Here is a 15983-nt window from a genome sequence, read left to right on the forward strand (position 1 = left end):
GATGGGTGTCCCGATCGCTCGTCCCCTCCTGGGGACAGAAGAAGCGGACGCGGTCTCAGCCGTCCTTGCCTCCGGGATGGTAGCCCAGGGTGAACAGACTGCGAGGTTTGAGGAAGAGTTCGCTGGTTTCTGCGGCGCATCACATGCCGTGGCGACGAATTCAGGGACGTCCGCCCTCCACGCAGCGCTGCTCGCCGCAGGCGTGGAGCCCGGCGACGAGGTGATCGTTCCGGCTTTCTCCTTCATCGCCACGGCGACGGCGGTCTCGATGTGCGGGGCGACCCCGGCCTTTGCCGATGTCGAAGAGGCGACGGCGACCATCGACCCCGAGTCGGCCGCGACACTGGTGACGCCCAGGACAAAGGCCGTCATCGGCGTCCACCTCTACGGTCAACCCTGCGATGCAGGGGCCATCAATGATCTCTGTGCCGATAGGAATCTCATCTTCATCGAAGACGCCGCCCAGGCCCACGGCGCAGAATATCACGGCAAAAAGACCGGATCACTCGGAGACCTCGCCTGTTTCTCGTTCTATGCCACCAAGAACATGACCACCGGGGAGGGCGGGATGGTCACGACCGGAGACGATGAGTATGCCACTCATCTCAGGAGGATCATCAACCATGGCCAGGCCGAGAAATACCTCCACACCGAACTCGGCTACAACTACCGGATGACCGATATCGCCGCAGCCGTCGGGCGGGTGCAACTCGAAAAACTCCCGGCATTCAACCAGCGCCGCCGGGAGACGGCCACCTATTATACCAGACACATCCGCGTCGGCGGGCTGCTGACCCCGGTCGTCACCCCTGACCGGAGTCATGTCTGGCACCAGTATGTCATGCGGGCCACCCCGGCATGTCCGTTGAGTCGGGATGACCTGATGGCACGACTGAGAAAGAAGGGGATCGGGACGGCCGTCCACTATCCTGTTCCCATCAACAAACAGCCGCTCTATCAGGCGAAATTTTCGTCCTGCCCGGTCTCCGAGCGTCTCGCCGCCTCGGTCTTCTCCATTCCGGTTCACCCCGCCGTCAACGACGAGGAACGGGCATATATTGCCGCAACGATCAACGAGGTGGTCTGAGATGGATGCAGGCGTCATCGGGACCGGGGTGATGGGCAGAAACCACGTCAGGGTCTACTCCGAACTCAAGGAGGTCGAAACCACCTATGTCTACGACCTCGACACCGCGGCCGCAGAACAGGTCGCGGCGACGACCGGTGCGGAGGTCTGTACCTCGATGGACGAACTCCTCAGGAAGGCCGAGTGCGTCTCGGTCTGTGTCCCGACCCCCTATCACTTCTCGACCGCACGCCAGGTCATCAACGCCGGGGTCAACACCCTCATCGAGAAACCGATCTGCCTCACCGCAGAAGAGGGCGAACAACTCCTCGCCGAGATCCCTGACGACATCACCGTCGGCGTCGGACACATTGAACGCTTCAACCCCATCGTCGAGGAGATCAAAGGCCTGGTCACCAATCCGCTCTATGTCCAGGTCTCCAGGCACAACCCGACCTCCGCCAGGGTCACCGGTTCCTCGGTCGTCGAGGATCTGATGATCCACGACATCGACGTCGTCCTCAACGCCCTCTTCTCGGGATCGCACACCCTCACCAGCACCGGCACCCAGGACATCGCCTCGGCCCTCTTCACCTTCGGTACCACCCCGGTCTACCTCTCGGCCTCAAGGAAGGCCTCCAAGAAGGTACGGACGATCTATATCGAGGAGGAGGAGGCGACGATCGAGGGCGACTTCATGACCCAGGAGGTCTATGTCTACCGCAAGCCGGGGGCGTACGGTCTGGAGGACGGCCATTACCGGCAGGAGAACATCATCGAGAAAGTACTCGTCAACAAGGTCGAGCCCCTCAAGACCGAACTCCAGGCCTTTGTCCGCGCAGCGCGGGACGGGACGCCCTTCCCGGTCACACCGGCACAGGGACTTGCAAACCTCAGGGTCTGCGAAGAGATCAAGAAAGGGCTCCTCGCCTGAGTGAGAGAGAAGGCACACCATGACAGACACACTCAGCGAACTGATCAAAGCACGGGGGCCGATCCGACGGATCGGGGTTGTCGGGATGGGCTATGTCGGCACCCCGGCCGCCGCCCTCTTCGCCGACTTACCAGAAATCAAAGAAGTTATTGGTTTTGAACGCGGCTCTCCCGTCTCGGAGGAGAAAGTCGCCACCCTCAACCGCGGCGAGTGTCCGCTGAAAGGAGAGGAACCAGGGCTTGCCGAACTGATCAAAAAGGTCGTGGCGGCCGGCACCTTCAGGGCCACCGGCGACTATGCCCCGGTCACCGACCTGGACGCCGTGACCATCTCGGTCCAGACACCGTTCAGGAACAAAAAAGACCTGATCCCCGACTACACCCCCCTTAAAAGCGCACTCCGTTCGGTCGGCGAGCACCTAACCGAAGGGACGCTTGTCGTCGTCGAGTCGACGGTCACCCCCGGCACCACCGTCGGCATGGCCAGGGAGATTCTGGAGGAGGCCTCCGGCCTCGTTGCCGGGGAGGGCTTTGCCCTGGCGCACGCCCCCGAGCGGGTGATGGTCGGGCGGTTGCTCAAAAACATCAAGGAACACGACCGGTGCGTCGGCGGGATCGACGAGGCGAGCACCGCCCGCGCCGTCGAACTCTACGCCCCGCTCCTCACCGCCGGCCATGTCATCCCGATGACCGCCACCGCCGCCGAGGTCACCAAGACCGCCGAGAACACCTTCCGAGACCTCCAGATCGCCGCCGCAAACCAGCTCGCCCTGTACTGCGAGGCGATGGGCGTCAACTTCTACGAGGTCCGCACCGGTATCGCCTCGCTCAAGGGCGAGGGGATCACTCGCGCCATCCTCTGGCCCGGGGCTGGCGTCGGCGGCCACTGTCTCACCAAGGACACCTATCACCTGGAGCGGGGAGTGCGGGCCCCCGGAGCAGGGGCCCTCGACTTCCCGGCGGACCGCGAGTCCCTGTACACCCTCGCACGAGGGATCAACGACTTCATGCCCCATCACATGCTCACCCTGACCGGATCTGCACTTGAACAGGCCGACAAGGATCTGGACGGCGCAAAGATCGCCCTCCTCGGATGGGCCTTCATCGCAGACTCAGACGATGCCCGCGAGAGTCCTTCCGAGACCTATTACGAGGCCGCAACCGCCGCCGGGGCAGAGGTCAGGGTCCACGACCCGTGGGTCAGGCATGCCGACGAAGCGGAGATCTCAGACGATCTCGAAGCGGTGCTCTCAGGCGCCGACGCCGTCGCCCTTTTTACCGCCCACCGTGAATACCGCAGCCTCGATCCCGAGAGGGTGAAGACCCTCTGCGGATGCGAACACCCGGCCGTCATCGACGGAAGGAACCTCATCGCACCCGACCCCTGGATCGAGGCCGGGTTCTCATACCGCGGCATCGGGAGAGGCGACAGAAACACCCACACCCTCCGGTGATCACCCATGAAAATTCTGCTCGTTTCAACCCAGGACTACATCCACCACCCGGTCCCGTCACGCCACCACTACATCTTCGAGGAACTCGCCACCAGACATGAGGTGCATGTCCCTCATTTCCATGTGAGCAACGGGCCCGAGCGGCCCACCCGCCTCCATGTCCACGAGGCGACCCTCTTCCCCTTCAAGAGTCCGGTTCTCCATTACACGACAAACGCCCCCTATCATGCGGCGGTGATGAACCGGATCATCAAGGAAAATGAGATCGACGTGGTGGTCGCAGGCCACCTCCTCGCAGGAACCGCAGTGATCAGGGCCGCACAGAAGAGAGAGATCCCTGTCGTCTTCGACCTGAAAGACTGGCTCCCTGACTCTGCAGCGGCCTATTATCATAACCCCCTCCTGAAGGATACCATCTACAAGACTGTCTGGGCAATCACCAGATACAATCTCGACCACAGCACGGCGATCACAACCGTATCTCCGTCACTGGTCGATCGGCTCAAAGAGCATGGTTATTCTTCTCAGTTGATCACAAACGGGGTGAATACTGATTATTTCAAACCGATGGACGACTCGGCAAAGAGAGAAGTCCTCGGAATACCTGAAGATACCTTTGTAGTTGGGTTCTCCGGCAGTATTGAACGGTTTTTCGACCTTGAATGGGTTATAAAATCCTTCAAAAAAGTTCTTGCCTTCCATGAAAATTCGGTTCTCCTGATCGTCGGCGGTTCACTCTTCACGACTTATGACCAGGAACTCAAGATCCTAGCAGAACGCCTTGGACTGAAAGACAAAATCATCTTCACCGGAACCGTCCCTTACCCGGAGATGCCTGAATATGTCGCCTGCATGGACGTATGTCTTATTCCATTCTCATCTGCGACCTGGGACAATATCGCCCTCCCGAACAAGTTCTTCGAGTACTCAGCCTGCGGCAAACCGATCCTCTCTACTCCAGTCCCTGATGTGATGAAGATCGCACAGGAGAACTACATTGTCTACCGCTCGGAAGAAGAATTCCTGGAACAAATAAAGGACTTGATCCAGACACCGCGCCGGTATGACCTTGATCTCTCTGATTACAGCTGGAAGGTGAAGGCACAGGAGTTCGAGGATCTCTTCACCAGACTTCTCCGGAATGGTCGATCATAATTATAATTACAAGAAATTAAATCATCAGATCACAAAGATCGTTGCAATATCAAAGAAATGCAGAGGTATCATATGGATTTAACAGCGCTTTCAAAGAAGCGGAACTACATCGTCATCGGCCTGGTCGCCCTCTTCACCGTGCTTGCACTCTGGGTCAGACTTATCCCGATGGCCGGCCTTACCGCATCAGGGGAGGTGAACCTCCTCGGCAACGACGCCTGGTATAACTTCAGGCAGGTCGAATTACTTGTCGCAAACGGGCTTGCATATGCCTGGTTCGACCCGATGACCCTCTACCCCACCGGCGACACCATCCACTGGGGGCCGCTCTTCACCACCATCGCGGCGGTCTTCACCATCCTCACCGGGGCATCCACCCCGCCAGAGATGGCCGTCGCCGCTTCAATGATCCCGGCCTTTATGGGCGCGGCGATGGTCCCGCTCGTCTATCTCATCGGCAGGAGACTTGCCGACTGGAAGAGCGGGCTCTTTGCCGCTGCGTTCATGGCTTTTGTCGGGGGTGCGTATTTTTACCGTTCCATCTTCGGCTTTCTCGACCACCATATCGCAGAGACCCTCTTTGCGACTATCTTTGCCCTCGCCTATATTGTCGCGATCTCAAAGGGACGCGAGCAGAGCGTGGATCTCAGGTCGGTCGAGACATTGAAACGGCCGGCCATTCTCGGTGCGGTCGCGGGCGTCGCCTATCTTCTCGGGCTCTTCGTGATGCCGACGATGATCCTCTTCGCCCTGATCGTGGCCATTTACACCCTATTCCAGTTCATCTTCGACGCCTGGCAGGGACGGGAGAGTGCCGACCTCCTGGTGATCAACACCGTGCTCTTCGCGGTGGCGACCGTCGGGCTCCTCATCTTCGGGCTCAAGCACGAGGGCTTCGGCTTCGCCAGGTATTCACTCGGGCACGTACTCTCGTACCTGCTGATCATCGCCGGCACCTGGGCACTCTATCTCCTGGCCAGAGTTACAAAGGAACGTCCAAAATACATATATCCCCTCTCGCTTCTGGGGATCAGTGTCTTCGGCCTCATCGGCATGATGATCGTCGCACCAGACATCTATGCAATCTTTGTCAGTAACTTCCTCGGTTTCTTTGGCCAATCAGCCCAGATCCTCACTGTCATGGAGGCAGCTCCCTGGAGCTTCGAGAAGGCCTGGTATGCCTTCGGATACGGCCTGGTCCTGATGGCCGGGGGCCTCGCCGTCCTGGGCTATGGAGCGGTTGCGAAGCGGCGGCCAGAACACCTCTTTGTTCTTGTCTGGTCGGCCCTCCTCCTCATCTCCACCTGGCGGCACCTCAGGTATGAGTATTACCTCGCCGTCAATGTCGCCCTCCTCGCCGGGCTCTGTGCCGGCACGGTCTTTGACTGGGGATGGAAGGGGCTTGCAACATCCAGAACGCGCGTTCAACCACAGAAAGAAGAGACGAATACCGGCAAGGGGAAGAAGAAAAACACCCCGAAAAAGTCGGAAAAGAAAGCCTCCGGGCCGGACCCGATGCAGATCCTCGGCATGATCATAACAGGGATCCTCTCCATCGCCTTCATCTTCACCTCGGCCCAGGCAAACATCGGTTTTTCAGAGAGCATGGGGTTGTACGGCGGGATGAACCACCCCGACGACCAGCAGTGGCAGGAGGCGCTTTTCTGGATGAATGAGCACACGCCAGACCCGGGCGTCGACTACTACCAGATCTATGAGAAGGAAGGCTTCCAGTACCCGCCCGAGTCGTACGGCGTGATGTCCTGGTGGGACTATGGCCACTTTATCACCACCATCGCCCACCGGATCCCGAACGCCAACCCCTTCCAGCACGGGGTTGTCGGCCCGAACGGCGTTGCAGCCTTCTTCGTGACCGGGGACGAGGACGAAGCGGTAAGGATCATGGAGGCCGACGGCACGAAGTACATCATGACCGACTATAAGATGGATAATACCGCGGTATTTGACGCAATGGCGACCTGGGACGATCCTGTGAATAAATCAGCACCATACAAACCGTATTTCCTCTTCCAGGATCCCGGGAATCCAGGTACATTCCAGACGGCCCAGATGTATGGGCCGGCCTATTTCGAGTCCATGACTTCGAAGCTCCACAACTTCGACGGTTCGATGGTCGAACCCTCACAGGTACTCTACGTCGAATATGCCGAAGCAGGGGCGTCCGGGTATTCCATGCCGGTGATCACCAATGCCGGGATGATGAATGCCACAGAGGCTGAGGCAAAGGTCGGGGCCTTCAATGCCAACGCAAAGTCGGGGATGAAGGCTGCCATCTACGGGACAGGGAGCCGGGTCGACCTCCCGCCGGAGAAGGTGCCGGCCCTCCATCACTTCAGACTGGTCTTCGAGTCAAGCGGAAGTATACTAAGCGCACTGTATCCAGGCACGCCCGACATCAAGAATGTCAAGGTCTTCGAGTACGTTCAGGGCGCGCGGATCAAAGGCGAGGGAACGATCGAGGTTGACCTCGTCACCAACACCGGACGGGCCTTCACCTATCGGCAGGAGAGCGTGAACGGCGAATTCGTGGTGCCGTACTCCACCACCGGGACATCGTACGACGTAAAAGCGACCGGACCGTACCGGATCGTCGGGACCGGGACGACCGTCGACGTCCCGGAGAACGCCGTGATGCAGGGGTTGGTCGTCGGGGCATGAGGTGTGCTGCGGTCACCGGGAAGGTGTTTGCCAGGCACGACATGGAGGCCTATCCGGGCACCTCCCATGCCGAGACCGGGGCGCGCCTGCGGGAGGTGCTCACCGGCCTCCCGCCTGATGTCCCGGTCCGCCCCCCGGTGGCCGCCGACCAGGCGGCGATCGAACGTGTCCATGATCCGGCCTATGTCAGATGGGTCTTCGAGATGGCCCGCGGCGGGCGATTTCTGGACGCAAACACCTATATCTCGCCGCAGGGCGTCCAGACGGCAATGATGGCGGCGGGGTCCGCTCATGCCGCCGTCGAGAGGGCCCTGGACGGCGAGAACTCTTTTGCGCTTGTCCGCCCTCCGGGCCATCATGCCGAACCCGACCGGCAGATGGGCTTCTGCATCTTCAACAACGTGGCCGTGGCCGCGGCAGAGATCCTGGAGGAGGTGGGCCGGGTGGCGATCCTTGACTGGGATCTGCACCACGGCAATGGGACACAGAAGATCTTTTATTCATCGGAGAACGTGCTCTTCTGCTCGGTCCATCAACGGGAAAGTTTTCCCGGGACCGGATGGCCCGAGGAGATCGGGACCGGCCGGGGAAAGGGCTGCTCGCTCAACGCCCCGCTGGCGCCGGGGTCCGGGCTCGCGGATTATCTCCACATCTTCTCGGAGGTCTTTCTCCCGGCGATCCGCGCACACCGTCCCGACGTGGTCATCGTCTCGGCCGGGCAGGACGGACTCGCCGACGACCCGCACGGTTCGATGCGGCTTGCACCCCGCGACTACGGGGACCTGACCGCACAACTCCTCTCCCTGGACCTCCCGCTGGCCCTGGTCCTCGAGGGGGGCTACGGCCCCTCGCACGGGCAGGCCGTGGCCTCGATCTTTGCAGCCCTGAAGGGGGGAATCTCTGTTCCTGAAGAGTCAGGGGTGCCGGGGCGTTCGACGACAGCCCTCGCAGAAAAATTGAAGAGATTGATCTATTACTGAGGCCGCTTTCCCGGGATGCGGTCCTTGTTCATATGGGAGACCTCGAAGCCGGGGACGATCACCCGCACCACCGGGACGCAGGTTCTCGTGAGGTCGCAGACCAGGACGTGTTCTGCCACCTTCCCGACCTCGTCGAGGGCCACCCCGATATCTTCGTCAAAATAGTCGGTGGCAAGGTTCGGGAGAGACTCGATCGGGACATCCTCTGCCTCCCTGAACCACTCTCTGTTGATCCGCTTCATCCGGTCATACCCGATCCGCTCCAGGAACTCCTGCCTGCCCGGGTTGACCCGGCCTCCCTGGAGTTGGCTGGCGCGGCTCTGCGCCACCTCGGTGAGCGCCCTGAGCGCTGCGATCTCCGGGTCGAGATGCGTGCCCGCACCCATCACCAGGAGGGAGGGATCCTTCGTGACCGTGTCATCGGCAGCCGCGGCAACCGTTGGGATCCCGGTCTTCCCTTCGAGGAGCCAGAGATGGATCGCGATGCCGTTCTCCTCAAAGATCTCAAGGAGATCACGCACCGGCCCGGACGCGCCGACCGCTATCCTGGTACCCATATTGTGCCGGCGTTCAGCGCTCGATAGGCAATCTCGTTCGATCACCTCAAGAAGAGCATGGAGGACCGCCTCCTCCATTACATTGCCCGAGGCAAGCCCGTTGGTATCGGAGATGAAGAGAGGAACGGTCATCCCCAGACAGTCATAGGGATGGAAGACCGCGTTGCTCGGGACCAGGAGTTCCTCCTCGTTGAGAAGATCCCAACCAGGGGTCCAGTGAAGTTTCTCGTTTTTCTCAAGGGCTCTTGGGAGGATGATTTCCTCGGGATCGAGAGCACGGCGGTGACCGAGTTCCTCGAAACTCGCATACTCCATATGATCGCCATGATACTCGCCCGAATATCGTTCGACCGCCTCCATCATCGCAGAGACCTTCGCCTGGAGCGGGCCCTTTCCCTTGCCTGCATGATACTTCGACGCACCGAGTGCGGCGCCAGGGCGGTATGCCGAGAAACACGGGATCCGGAGTCGATCCGATTCGGTCATCTCCTCGACCGAGACCACACCGATCTCCTCCATGAGGGGCTCGATAACCTTCAGGGTTTCTTCCGGGGATCTCGTACGATGGGTGCCATCGTAAAACTGTTTTTCGATGTGGGTGAAGGTGAGGGACATTATAAAGGAATTAGTGGGGTTCTATTTTATACCTTCACGCTCCACAATCCTTCATGGACGCCACTGAGGTCGCTGTGGGGATGGCAGTTCGCTACCCCAGGACCGGCACGGCCGGGAATGTGGCCAGGATCGAGGTGATCGAGGACGAGACCTTTGCCGCACTCGATTCCACCGGGCTCCTGTACCGCGTCGATACCCTTGAGCCTGCCGCCCATCCGACCCGCCATCACGCCAAGAAAAGCAGAGATCTTGAGAGCCTTGTCAGGAAGGAGGCCGAGTTCGGCAAAGACATCAGCGATGCCTGGCAGAACATCGACAACGCCTGCGAGGGCGGAGGTTAATCCACCTCTTCCTCGTTCCCGAGCGGAATTGTTGTCAGCTTCACTGACTCCACCCCTTTCTGCGACATGAGCCGCTCTGCGATCTTTTTTAGTTCGGTACCGTCGCCGCGCAGGAGGATCACCTCAAGGCACTGGTCGTGGCTGAGGTGGGCATGCATCGAGGCCTGGATGGTCTTGATATATTCGTGCTGGATGTCGGTGATCGTCTGGAGGAGACCGCGCTGATCATGATCATAGACCATCGTGATCACACCCTGCCGTTCACCCTTGACATCAGACATCCACTGATAATAGGTGATGTAACTCCTTATCGCGTCCCGTATACCCTCCGACCGGGAAGAGTAACCCCTGGCACCGATGATCCCATCGAACTTGTCAAGGAGATTCTTTGGAAGAGAGATCCCGATCCTGGAGAGTTCGCTGTCATGCTGCATGATATGGTATAGTACGCACGACAATATAAAGAATGCAGGTTGGGGTAACAATAAATCAGTACTTCGACCGGACGAGAGGCATACGTAGTGTGTGTGCCATCCTGAAACAAACCAGAAATCGGACCTCTGCCACCGGCACCGATTTATCTATAAAGACTGCGATATATATGGGAAGGGAGGTTTGAAGCAGTTTGCATGACGTAACGGTACCAAACGTCAATATCGGGCTCGTCGGCCACGTGGACCATGGCAAGACGACGCTCGTCTCAGGGTTAACCGGGGCCTGGACCGACCGGCACAGCGAGGAGATGAAACGGGGCATCTCGATCAGGCTTGGATATGCCGACGCCACCTTTTACCAGTGTGAGAAACACGAGGGCAGCGAGGCATTCTCAACGCAGTCGACATGCCCGATCTGTGGCGGACCATGTGAGCCGTTCAGGACAGTCTCGTTCGTCGACGCTCCGGGTCACGAGACCCTGATGGCGACGATGCTTTCGGGTTCTGCTCTGATGGACGGGGCGATGCTTGTCATCGCCGCCAACGAGCCCTGCCCGCAGCCACAGACAAAGGAACACCTGATGGCCCTGGAACTGGTGGGAATCAAGAATATCGTCATCGTTCAGAACAAGATCGATGTCGTCTCACAGGCCGAAGCCGTCAAACATTACCAGCAGATCAAGCAGTTCGTGAAGGGGACCATCGCTGAGAACGCACCCATCATCCCGGTTTCTGCACAGAAAGGGATCAATATCGGTGCCCTCATCGAGGCGCTCAACGAGTACATCCCCTCGCCCGAACGTGACCCCGAGGCCAGAGCCCAGATGCTCATCGCACGGTCCTTTGATATCAACAAACCAGGCTCGCACTGGCGCGAGATGAAGGGCGGAGTCATCGGGGGATCTCTGGTCAACGGTGTCATCAAGGACGGCGACGAGATCGAGATCCGGCCGGGTATCAGGACCGAGGTGGAGAACAAAACCGTCTGGGAACCGATCCAGACAAAGGTCGTCTCGATCCACACCGGAACGACAAAAGTCGCTGAAGCGACACCAGGCGGGCTGATGGCTCTCGGGACAAAACTCGATCCGGCGATCACCAAGAGCGATACGCTGGTCGGGCAGGTCGCGGGACATATCGGCGAGCTTCCGCCGGTCAGGGATCAACTCGTCTTCGAGGTGAAACTGATGGACCGTGTCGTCGGTTCGGGCAGCGAACTTGATATCGCCCCGCTGAAACACCGCGAGCCATTGATGCTCTCGGTGGGCACGGCCGTCACTGTCGGCGTCGTGACCAACACCAAGAAGGATCTGGCCGAGGTGGTCCTGAAACGCCCGGTCTGTGCTGAAGTCGGGGCACGGATCGCAATCAGCCGACAGGTCGAAGGGAGATGGCGGCTGATCGGGATGGGCACCCTCACCGAGTGAAGGTGCTCCTCGACACAAACGCCCTCATGATGCCGGTGCAGTTCCGGATCGATCTCTTCGACGAACTCCGGTCCCTGCTGGGGGGGTACGAGCCGCTGGTGCTCAGAGACGTCGTCGGGGAACTGAACGGACTGGCAAGAGGAGGGGGGAACGATGCCGCAGCGGCACGGGCCGGCCTCCTCTTTGCAGAACGCTGCAGAACAGTCGAGGGTAAGAGTACAGCCCCGTCGGTCGACGAACGAGTGGCTGCATATGCACAGACCGAAGGGTGCATGGTGGTGACAAATGACCGCCGTCTGCGGGAAGACCTGCTTGCAGCGGGTGTCCCTGTCATCTCCCTGAGAAAACAGAAGAAATTGGAACTACTGAGGAGTTAGCATGTATTATCGTGTGACGCTCCAGGACAAGGTCAGGGTGCCCCCGCACCGCCTTGGTGAGGACCTGGAGATTGTGATCCTGGACGAGCTCCAGAAGCAGCTCGAAGGGAGCATTGACAAAGAGATCGGGATCTTCATCGCCGTGACCACGATCGACGAGATCGGCGAGGGCGAGATCGTCCCCGGCGATGGGGCGGTATACTATGACGTGGCCTTCGAGGCGCTGGTGCTCAGGCTTGTCCTCCAGGAAGTGGTCGAGGGCGAGGTCGTCGAGACGACCGGCTTTGGAGCATTTATCTCGCTTGGCCCCATCGATGCCATGCTCCACGTGAGCCAGATCTCAGACGAATTCATCACCTACGACGAGAAGAACAACACCCTCAACTGCCAGGAGTCCGGGCGCTCGATCCAGGTGGGCGACGCGATCCGCTGCCGGGTGGTCACTCTGAGTCTCAACGAGCGTGAGCCCAGGGAGAGCAAGATCGGTCTGACGATGCGGCAGGCCGGCCTGGGAACCGAGAAGTGGCTGGACGAGGAACGCGAACAGGAGAAGAGTGAGTAAAAATGGCGACGGCGCGGAAGAAGAAACTGCTGAAGGTCTGCAGGGACTGCCACAAGGTGGTGGAGGGCGAGGTCTGCGTGACCTGCGGGTCCAGCAATCTGACTGAAGATTGGGCGGGCTACCTGGTCATCGTCGATCCAAACCGTTCCGAGATAGCGAAGCGGATGAATCTCGAGATGCCCGGAAGATACGCTCTGAAGGTTCGCTGATGTTGCTCCTGCCCGAAGAGCACAGAAAACATTTCAAAGAACCTTTCGGAGAACTCTTCCCCGAACTGGAAGATGCCCTCCCGACAATTGAAGGGAAGACCATCTACACCGTCGGAGATGTAGTGACGCACAACTTCCTTGCGGCCGGAGGGACGCCGGCGATCGCAGTGATCGACGGCTATACGATGCGTTCTCCATGTGGAAGGACTCCTCTCCTCCTCTTCAAACGGGTGCAGGTACAAAACCCGGCAGGCGCCCTGACCGATGAACTCATCGAGGCACTGGAGGAGGCGGTCAGGAACCCGCCGACCCTGATCATGGTTGAGGGAGAGGAGGACCTTGCGGTGATCCCTCTCGCGCTCATCGCACCGGAGGGTTCGGTCATTCTCTACGGTCAGCCCGGCGAAGGGGTCGTTGTCTGCAGGGTGACCGCAGATCTTAAAATAGCCGCAAAAGACCTCCTTTCTCTTTTTGTCCCCGCATAGGCCTGGCCCGGGCACCAGGCACCATGTTTTAAATAACCATGTCGACAATATTTGAGGGATATCGATGGAATTTAAGATCACCCGTGACTACCGGAACGAACTCCTGAGCCGGAGGGAACTCTACTTCACTCTCTCATATGAGGGTGCTACCCCCTCCCGGGCCGAGATCCTCGGGAAGCTGGGCGCAATGTTCGACGCCAAGAGAGAACTGATGGTGCTTGACTCGATGAAGAAGCAGTTTGGCAAAATGGAGCTCGAGGGTGTCGCCAGGATCTATGACACCGCAGACGACCTCGCAAAGACCGAGCGCGAATACCTTGTCAAGCGCAGCGCCGAGGTAAAGGCCGAGGAGGCCGAGTAACTATGGCGGCAAAGAAAAAGGCAGCGGCACCCGCGGCAGCGGTTAAGCGGAGCGCATTCTTCAAGGTCGAGGGCGAGACGGCTGTGCCGCAGCGGAAGTACTGTCCCCGCTGTGGGCCCGGTGTCTTCCTGGCCCAGCACAAGGACCGCCTTGCCTGTGGGAAGTGCGGCTATACCGAGTTCACCAAATAAGCGGAATGCAGAAGGGCGATAAGGTACTGGGGATCGAAGGGACAGCCTGGAACCTCAGTGCCGCTGTTTTTGGTGACGGCCTCATCTCCCTCTACTCAAAGCCGTATCAGCCGGTAAGTGGGGGGATTCATCCGCGAGAGGCGGCCCAGCACCATGCCTCCGAGATGCGGGAGGTCATTGCCAGGGTGCTCACCGCACCTGAGGAGATCGAGGCTGTGGCCTTCTCGCAGGGGCCGGGGCTCGGGCCATGCTTACGAACGGTGGCAACGGCAGCGAGAGCGCTCGCCCTCGCCCTGGACGTGCCCCTGGTCGGCGTGAACCATTGCGTCGCCCATGTGGAGATCGGTCGCTGGGCGACAGGGTGTGTGGATCCCATTACGCTGTACACCTCGGGGGCGAACACCCAGGTGTTCGGGTACCTGAACGGGCGGTACCGGATCTTCGGGGAGACGCTGGACATCGGGCTTGGAAACGGGCTCGACAAGTTCGCACGGAGCAAGAACCTCCCCCATCCGGGTGGGCCGAAGATCGAGGCGCTCGCACGAGGAGGGAACTATATCGATCTTCCCTACACCGTGAAAGGGATGGACCTCGCGTTTTCCGGGTTGATCTCCGCGGCACAGGAGAGCACGGCCCCGATCGAGGATGTCTGCCATTCTCTCCAGGAGACAGCCTTCGCCATGTGCGTCGAGGTGACCGAGCGGGCCCTGGCCCAGGCGGGCAAGGACGAGGTGCTGCTCGTCGGCGGGGTCGCCGCCAACACCCGTCTGCGCGAGATGCTCCGGACGATGTGCGAGGAGCGGGGGGCCAGGCTCTTCGTACCTGAACCGCAGTTCTGCGGGGACAACGGAGCGATGATCGCCTACACCGGCAAGGTCATGTTCGAGGCCGGGGCGACATTGCCGGTCGAGGCCTCCAGGGCGAACTCCCATTACCGGGCCGACGAGGTCGAGGTGGTCTGGCGGCATGACGACGAGACCGAGGTGCCCGAGGTCGGTCCTCGCCGGGGGGCCGAGGCGCTCGTCACCATCGGCGAGGAGACCGTGATCAAGAGGCGGGTCTCGAAGTCGTACCGGGTGGAGGCTCTCGACAGCAGACTGATCGCCGAACGGACGCGGGCAGAGGCGCGGCTCATCGCCGCCGCACGGAAGGCAGGGGTGGCGACCCCGATCATCGTCGATGTCTCGGGAGACACGATCACGATGGAGCGGGTGGAGGGCCCCCTGCTCAGGGACGCGCCGACGCCTGAGAATCTGGAACTCGCAGGTGTCGCGGTCGGCCGCCTTCACGGCGCGGGGATCATGCACGGCGACCTGACCACCTCGAACATGATCGAGCGCGATGGCCGGTGCGTGCTCATCGACTTCGGACTGGCCCATGCATCCGCGGAGGTCGAGGACCAGGGGGTGGACCTCCATGTCCTCTTCCAGATCCTGGAGAGCACGACCGAGAACCCCACAGACCTGAAGGAGAGTTTTATGCGGGGGTACGCCTCGGCCTTCCCCGGCGCGGCGGTGGCCGCAAAGCGGGAGCATGAGGTCGAACTGAGGGGGCGTTACCTCTGAGGCGGATCGCGGTGGTGACCTCCAACCCCCACAAGGTCGAGGAGGTGGCCAGTTTCTTCGCCGGGGTGGCAGAGGTCGAGCATGTCAGGATGGAGATCCCGGAGTACCGGGATGACGACGTGAGAGTCATCGCGCGGGAGAAGGCGCGGTATGCCTACTCCCAACTTGGCCAGGCGCTCATCGTGGACGATACGGCCTTCTCCATCGATGCGCTGAAGGGGTTCCCGGGCCCGTACGCGGCATATGTGCAGGACCGGATCGGAAACGACGGGATCCTGAAGTTGATGGAGGGCGTCACCGACCGGCGGGCGCACTTCGAGACGGCGATCGCCTACGCGGACGGCGAGGGCGAGGTGCATATCTTCTCGGGCGTGGTCGAAGGAGAGGTCACCGGAGAGGCGCGGGGCGAGGAGGGCTTCGGGTACGACCCGATCTTCGCCGTCGGAAGACGTACCTTTGCCGAGATCCCCCTCGGAGAGAAGAGCAAAATGTCCCATCGGGCGCGGGCGCTCGCGTCCTTCAGGGCCTGGCTTGAGGATCAATAAACCTTAAGTCGGCGAACATCATTGTACTTAGAACTGATTGCGTGGTG

Annotated in this window: 18 protein-coding genes; 16 read left to right on the forward strand and 2 right to left on the reverse strand. The window is 60.2% G+C overall.

Annotated elements, in window-relative coordinates:
- Nucleotide 1 precedes the first annotated feature (1 nt).
- From RJ40_RS07100 to RJ40_RS07125, 6 genes are all read left to right on the forward strand, one after another.
- Entirely contained in the window at nt 2–1087 is a 1086-nt protein-coding gene (locus RJ40_RS07100) for a DegT/DnrJ/EryC1/StrS family aminotransferase (RefSeq protein WP_265582624.1), read from the forward strand.
- 1 nt (nt 1088) lies between these two features.
- Nucleotides 1089–2000 (forward strand): Gfo/Idh/MocA family protein, encoded by a 912-nt coding sequence (locus RJ40_RS07105; protein WP_265580164.1) that lies wholly within the window; start codon nt 1089–1091, stop codon nt 1998–2000.
- Between the two features lie 19 nt (nt 2001–2019).
- Nucleotides 2020–3453 carry a nucleotide sugar dehydrogenase gene (locus tag RJ40_RS07110; protein ID WP_265580165.1) on the forward strand — a complete coding sequence of 478 codons (1434 nt, stop codon included), beginning with the start codon at nt 2020–2022 and terminating at the stop codon, nt 3451–3453.
- Nucleotides 3454–3459: 6 nt separating this feature from the next.
- Nucleotides 3460–4608: a glycosyltransferase family 4 protein gene (locus RJ40_RS07115; protein WP_265580166.1), complete on the forward strand. Its 1149-nt coding sequence runs from the start codon at nt 3460–3462 to the stop codon at nt 4606–4608.
- Between the two features lie 72 nt (nt 4609–4680).
- Complete coding sequence (locus RJ40_RS07120; protein ID WP_265580167.1) at nt 4681–7287, forward strand: oligosaccharyl transferase, archaeosortase A system-associated; 2607 nt, start codon at nt 4681–4683, stop codon at nt 7285–7287.
- A complete protein-coding gene (locus RJ40_RS07125) occupies nt 7284–8267 on the forward strand; it encodes a histone deacetylase family protein (protein ID WP_265580168.1) in 984 nt (327 codons plus the stop codon). Before RJ40_RS07120 ends, RJ40_RS07125 begins: the two co-directional genes overlap by 4 nt.
- On the opposite strand, the gene RJ40_RS07130 is transcribed toward RJ40_RS07125, so the two are convergent.
- The gene (locus RJ40_RS07130; protein ID WP_265580169.1) at nt 8261–9439 is read right to left on the reverse strand and encodes a YcaO-related McrA-glycine thioamidation protein; all 1179 of its coding nucleotides are present in this window, start codon (nt 9437–9439) and stop codon (nt 8261–8263) included. The two genes, RJ40_RS07125 and RJ40_RS07130, sit on opposite strands and share 7 nt — an antisense overlap.
- A gap of 53 nt (nt 9440–9492) precedes the next feature.
- Here RJ40_RS07130 and RJ40_RS07135 point away from each other — a divergent pair, with 53 nt between their 5' ends.
- Nucleotides 9493–9780 carry a DUF2098 domain-containing protein gene (locus tag RJ40_RS07135; RefSeq protein ID WP_265580170.1) on the forward strand — a complete coding sequence of 96 codons (288 nt, stop codon included), beginning with the start codon at nt 9493–9495 and terminating at the stop codon, nt 9778–9780.
- Here the strand turns inward: RJ40_RS07135 and nikR are convergent.
- A complete protein-coding gene (gene nikR / locus RJ40_RS07140) occupies nt 9777–10214 on the reverse strand; it encodes a nickel-responsive transcriptional regulator NikR (protein WP_265582625.1) in 438 nt (145 codons plus the stop codon). The two genes, RJ40_RS07135 and nikR, sit on opposite strands and share 4 nt — an antisense overlap.
- Nucleotides 10215–10405: 191 nt before the next feature.
- Between nikR and RJ40_RS07145 the strand changes: the two genes are divergently transcribed.
- The 9 genes from RJ40_RS07145 (at nt 10406) to rdgB (ending at nt 15936) form a co-directional block, all read left to right on the forward strand.
- Complete coding sequence (locus RJ40_RS07145) at nt 10406–11641, forward strand: translation initiation factor IF-2 subunit gamma (protein ID WP_265580171.1); 1236 nt, start codon at nt 10406–10408, stop codon at nt 11639–11641.
- 2 nt (nt 11642–11643) lie between these two features.
- Entirely contained in the window at nt 11644–12018 is a 375-nt protein-coding gene (locus tag RJ40_RS07150) for a type II toxin-antitoxin system VapC family toxin (RefSeq protein ID WP_322743867.1), read from the forward strand.
- 1 nt (nt 12019) lies between these two features.
- Nucleotides 12020–12580 (forward strand): DNA-directed RNA polymerase, encoded by a 561-nt coding sequence (locus RJ40_RS07155; protein WP_265580173.1) that lies wholly within the window; start codon nt 12020–12022, stop codon nt 12578–12580.
- 2 nt (nt 12581–12582) lie between these two features.
- The gene (spt4, locus tag RJ40_RS07160; protein WP_265580174.1) at nt 12583–12789 is read left to right on the forward strand and encodes a transcription elongation factor subunit Spt4; all 207 of its coding nucleotides are present in this window, start codon (nt 12583–12585) and stop codon (nt 12787–12789) included.
- Nucleotides 12789–13274: a GTP-dependent dephospho-CoA kinase family protein gene (locus RJ40_RS07165; RefSeq protein WP_265580175.1), complete on the forward strand. Its 486-nt coding sequence runs from the start codon at nt 12789–12791 to the stop codon at nt 13272–13274. The genes spt4 and RJ40_RS07165 overlap by 1 nt, the downstream gene beginning before the upstream one ends.
- 64 nt (nt 13275–13338) lie before the next feature.
- Nucleotides 13339–13635, forward strand: coding sequence for a 30S ribosomal protein S24e (locus tag RJ40_RS07170; RefSeq protein ID WP_265580176.1), 297 nt, complete (start codon nt 13339–13341; stop codon nt 13633–13635).
- A 2-nt stretch (nt 13636–13637) separates the two neighbouring features.
- On the forward strand, nt 13638–13826 hold the full coding sequence (locus RJ40_RS07175) for a 30S ribosomal protein S27ae (RefSeq protein WP_265580177.1): 189 nt from the start codon (nt 13638–13640) through the stop codon (nt 13824–13826).
- A gap of 5 nt (nt 13827–13831) precedes the next feature.
- Nucleotides 13832–15391, forward strand: coding sequence for a bifunctional N(6)-L-threonylcarbamoyladenine synthase/serine/threonine protein kinase (locus RJ40_RS07180; protein WP_265580178.1), 1560 nt, complete (start codon nt 13832–13834; stop codon nt 15389–15391).
- Between the two features lie 11 nt (nt 15392–15402).
- On the forward strand, nt 15403–15936 hold the full coding sequence (rdgB, locus tag RJ40_RS07185; RefSeq protein ID WP_265580179.1) for an RdgB/HAM1 family non-canonical purine NTP pyrophosphatase: 534 nt from the start codon (nt 15403–15405) through the stop codon (nt 15934–15936).
- Nucleotides 15937–15983 lie beyond the last annotated feature (47 nt).

Origin of the sequence: Methanofollis aquaemaris, assembly GCF_017357525.1 — an archaeon.
Taxonomy (GTDB): domain Archaea; phylum Halobacteriota; class Methanomicrobia; order Methanomicrobiales; family Methanofollaceae; genus Methanofollis; species Methanofollis aquaemaris.

Bases quoted from the DNA above. Each gene is read 5' to 3' on its own strand.
- RJ40_RS07155 (WP_265580173.1), top strand. From the start codon at position 12,020: ATGTATTATCGTGTGACGCTCCAGGACAAGGTCAGGGTGCCCCCGCAC.
- RJ40_RS07115 (WP_265580166.1), top strand. From the start codon at position 3,460: ATGAAAATTCTGCTCGTTTCAACCCAGGACTACATCCACCACCCGGTC.
- RJ40_RS07110 (WP_265580165.1), top strand. From the start codon at position 2,020: ATGACAGACACACTCAGCGAACTGATCAAAGCACGGGGGCCGATCCGA.
- RJ40_RS07180 (WP_265580178.1), top strand. From the start codon at position 13,832: ATGCAGAAGGGCGATAAGGTACTGGGGATCGAAGGGACAGCCTGGAAC.
- RJ40_RS07165 (WP_265580175.1), top strand. From the start codon at position 12,789: ATGTTGCTCCTGCCCGAAGAGCACAGAAAACATTTCAAAGAACCTTTC.
- RJ40_RS07175 (WP_265580177.1), top strand. From the start codon at position 13,638: ATGGCGGCAAAGAAAAAGGCAGCGGCACCCGCGGCAGCGGTTAAGCGG.
- RJ40_RS07105 (WP_265580164.1), top strand. From the start codon at position 1,089: ATGGATGCAGGCGTCATCGGGACCGGGGTGATGGGCAGAAACCACGTC.
- RJ40_RS07100 (WP_265582624.1), top strand. From the start codon at position 2: ATGGGTGTCCCGATCGCTCGTCCCCTCCTGGGGACAGAAGAAGCGGAC.
- RJ40_RS07120 (WP_265580167.1), top strand. From the start codon at position 4,681: ATGGATTTAACAGCGCTTTCAAAGAAGCGGAACTACATCGTCATCGGC.
- RJ40_RS07135 (WP_265580170.1), top strand. From the start codon at position 9,493: ATGGACGCCACTGAGGTCGCTGTGGGGATGGCAGTTCGCTACCCCAGG.
- RJ40_RS07170 (WP_265580176.1), top strand. From the start codon at position 13,339: ATGGAATTTAAGATCACCCGTGACTACCGGAACGAACTCCTGAGCCGG.
- RJ40_RS07130 (WP_265580169.1), bottom strand. From the start codon at position 9,439: ATGTCCCTCACCTTCACCCACATCGAAAAACAGTTTTACGATGGCACC.
- spt4 (WP_265580174.1), top strand. From the start codon at position 12,583: ATGGCGACGGCGCGGAAGAAGAAACTGCTGAAGGTCTGCAGGGACTGC.
- nikR (WP_265582625.1), bottom strand. From the start codon at position 10,214: ATGCAGCATGACAGCGAACTCTCCAGGATCGGGATCTCTCTTCCAAAG.
- RJ40_RS07125 (WP_265580168.1), top strand. From the start codon at position 7,284: ATGAGGTGTGCTGCGGTCACCGGGAAGGTGTTTGCCAGGCACGACATG.